A 2,392-nucleotide genomic window follows, 5' to 3' on the forward strand; every position below is an offset into this window, starting at 1 on the left:
GTCAGTGCGACCTGAAAGTCGCACGGGAGAGTGGGAGATTCCAGAAGAACTCCCCAGGTAAGTGTCCAAATGCCTGTGTCCATTCTCTCACGGCTTCCGAAGTAATTCAGGAGTCGCACAGCGAGAGGAAATGCCGAACCCAAGTAGATAGTCACATTCAAAAGGGAGGCTAGGGCAAAACCAATATGGACAGCGAACAGCAAATCTATCTCATGCTTCGTGACATCTGACTCCCGAAAGTGACTGACTACGGAAGATTGGGTCACAGGAATGATGTCATGACCAGCATCATTCGCGGACACCTAACCCCGGAGTAAAGATAGAGTCCTAAGTTGGTTGAATCTCCATCCCGTGCGGAACAGGATAACCCCGAATCGGTCTTTGAGCTAGTTTCCACGTTCAAAGTAGAGAAATCGCAAGAGGACTATCAATCCCGATGCGGGTGAGGGAGGTCTTCAGTAGCGAATGCCGGACAGGGGGAAACCCCAGAGGAAAGCCAAAACAGGTATAACTCGACGGATAGGGCAGGTAATCAACCTGAAATACCCAACCCAAAAGGGTGCTGACAGAAGACTGGTGAATCTGTGGAAATTCAATGTTTGAGAACTGAACTTATTAGGAAAAGTTAGATATGACCTTAACAGGCGTAAACGTAACTGATAAGAACTATACTCATTGGCAATCGATAGATTGGCAAAAAGCTAACCGTGTAGTTAAGAACTTGAGACGGCGAATTTTCAAGGCTACTCGTGAGAAACGTTGGAAGACACTCCGAAATCTACAAAGACTTCTAATGAAGTCTTACAGTAATATTCTCCTGGCAGTAAGGAGGTGTACACAACTCAACCAGGGAAAAAGAACTCCCGGTGTTGACGGACTGGTAGTATTGAACCCCACGGGAAGAGGAATACTGGTGGATTCCCTGACAAAATTTATCCCTTGGAAACCACTACCAGCCAAAAGGGTCTACATTCCCAAATCTAAAGGGAAAAAGCGTCCTCTAGGCATTCCCACCTTAATTGACCGTTGCCTACAAGCAATAGTCAAGAATGCTTTAGAACCATGTTGGGAAGCACAATTTGAAGGCATAAGTTACGGTTTCAGACCGGGCAGAAGCGCCCATGATGCCCTAGAGAAAATCTTCCGTGGTATTCGTCCAAACGGACGGAAAAAATGGGTAGTGGATGCCGACATTAAAGGATGCTTCGATAACATAAGCCACGAGTTTCTTATTAACAAAATTGGAAACTTTCCGGCACGAAAGCTGATACAAAAATGGCTCAAAGCAGGCTACGTGGAAAAAGGAGCATTCTACACAACAGAAGCCGGAACACCCCAGGGTGGCATTGTGTCGCCTTTATTAGCCAACATAGCCCTACATGGTATGGAAGACGCACTCGGAATCAAATACGACAAACGGGGTCAAATTATTGGCAAGCGTATAGTGGTCAGATATGCTGATGACTTTGTTTGTTTGTGTGAAACCAAAGAAGATGCCCAACTCGTTCTTGAACAGCTCAAACTCTGGTTAGGTCAAAGAGGACTACAATTATCAGAGTCAAAAACTCGAATTGTTCACATTACAGAAGGGTTCGATTTTCTGGGGTTCAACATCAGACACTACTGTGATAGTAACAGCAAATCTGGCTACAAACTGTTAACGAAACCGAGTAAAAAGGCAATCAAGGAAATCCGAGACCAACTCCGACACCTTTGGCTTAAATATAAATCTAACTCAGTCAAAGAATTAATATCGGTACTCAATCCCATCATTAGAGGTTGGGCAAATTACCACCGTAAAGGAGTAGCAAGGAAAACCTTTGAGAGTCTCGACCAATGGATGCATAAACGGGCTAGAAGATACGCCAAAAGAAAACATCCCAACAAAAACGACACCTGGAGGAAACAAAAATACTTCGGACGATTCAATTTGGAGAGGAAGGATAACTGGGTATTTGGAGACCACAGCAGTGGAATCCATTTGCTAAAATTCTCTTGGTTTAATATAGAACGCCATGTTCTCATACCTGGAAAATCGTCACCTGATGACCCTGACCCTGAAATCCAAAAATGGTTCATCTCCAAGCGTAAACGAGATTCCAGAAACCAGAAAAAGTCGTGGCAGAAAATAGCAAAAAACCAGCACTTTGTATGTCCGGTGTGTCAAGAATCTCTGTTTAACACAGAAGAACTGCACGTCCATCATGTCATCCCTAAATCAAAGGGAGGCTTGGACAACTACAAGAATCTCCAACTTGTTCATATTTTGTGTCACCAACGAATACATTATGGAAAGCCCTAGTGATTTGCTTGAGCCGTGATACTTGGAAACTTGTACGTCCGGTTCTGAGGGGGGAAAGGGACAGCGATGTCCCCGCCCTACCCGACTCAT

2 protein-coding genes are annotated in these 2,392 nt (G+C 44.6%); one reads left to right on the forward strand and one right to left on the reverse strand.

The features are described 5' to 3' along the window. Window positions 1-266, reverse strand: a 266-nt coding sequence (locus F6K52_RS35370) for a hypothetical protein (protein WP_293089733.1), incomplete at its 3' end; no start/stop codon positions are given. A 365-nt stretch (window positions 267-631) separates the two neighbouring features. Here F6K52_RS35370 and ltrA point away from each other — a divergent pair. Further along, window positions 632-2,302: a group II intron reverse transcriptase/maturase gene (ltrA, locus tag F6K52_RS35375; RefSeq protein ID WP_293089735.1), complete on the forward strand. Its 1,671-nt coding sequence runs from the start codon at window positions 632-634 to the stop codon at window positions 2,300-2,302. The last annotated feature ends 90 nt before the right edge of the window (window positions 2,303-2,392 follow it).

It is taken from the genome of Moorena sp. SIO3H5, assembly GCF_010692395.1.
Lineage (GTDB): Bacteria > Cyanobacteriota > Cyanobacteriia > Cyanobacteriales > Coleofasciculaceae > Moorena.